Raw genomic sequence first — 821 nt, forward strand, 5'->3', positions numbered from 1 at the left:
GGCCGCCATTGAACAGCGTATCGAGTGCAACGACGGCGCCCATCAGCCTTGCCTCACCAGACCGCAGAACACCCCTTCGATGGCCAGGTCCTGATCGTCGCGCACGACAATCGGCTGGTACGCCGGGTTGCGCGGCAGCAGGCGTACCGTAGCGCCGACACGCTCGAAGCGTTTGATCGTCACCTCACCATCGAGTCGCGCCACCACGATCTGGCCGTTGAGCGCCTCGGGATTGCGCTTCACTCCCACCAGATCACCGTCGAGAATGCCGTCCTCGATCATCGAGTCGCCCTGCACCCGCAACATGTAGTCGGGCGCACGGGAGAACAGCGCGGGATCAAGCATCAAGCGGTTATGGATGTCGGCATCGGCACCGATCGGTGCGCCGGCAGCGACCCGGCCGAGTACCGGAATATCCAGCAGCTCCGGGCGCGGCGCTTGCCCAAGCAGGCGAATGCCCCGGGCCTGGTGCGGGTTGACCTCGATAAACCCGGCTTCGGTGAGCGCCAGCACATGCTTGCGCGCCACACTGCGCGAGGCAAAACCAAAAGCCTCGCTGATTTCAGCGAGGCTTGGGGATTGACCGTGTTCGGCGATGCGTTCGCGGATAAAGGTCAGGATGGCGGTACGGCGGGGAGTCAGGTTTGTCATGGAGTACATTTGTACTCCTGTGGGATTTTACTGACAAGCACCGCCAGTCGGCCTGGATTGATCATTCACAAAAATCAAAAGATCGCAGCCTCGTTTCACTCGTCAGCTCCTACAAAGAAGACGACTCGGGAACCTGTAGGAGCTGCCGCAGGCTGCGATCTTTTGATCTT

Annotated in this window: 1 protein-coding gene; it reads right to left on the bottom strand. The window is 60.9% G+C overall.

The features are described 5' to 3' along the window. Positions 1–42: 42 nt before the first annotated feature. Positions 43–660 (bottom strand): transcriptional repressor LexA, encoded by a 618-nt coding sequence (gene lexA / locus HT737_RS03540; protein WP_182401466.1) that lies wholly within the window; start codon positions 658–660, stop codon positions 43–45. Positions 661–821 lie beyond the last annotated feature (161 nt).

The sequence above is a fragment of the Pseudomonas sp. MD195_PC81_125 genome (assembly GCF_014060985.1).
GTDB classification, from domain to species: domain Bacteria; phylum Pseudomonadota; class Gammaproteobacteria; order Pseudomonadales; family Pseudomonadaceae; genus Aquipseudomonas; species Aquipseudomonas parakoreensis.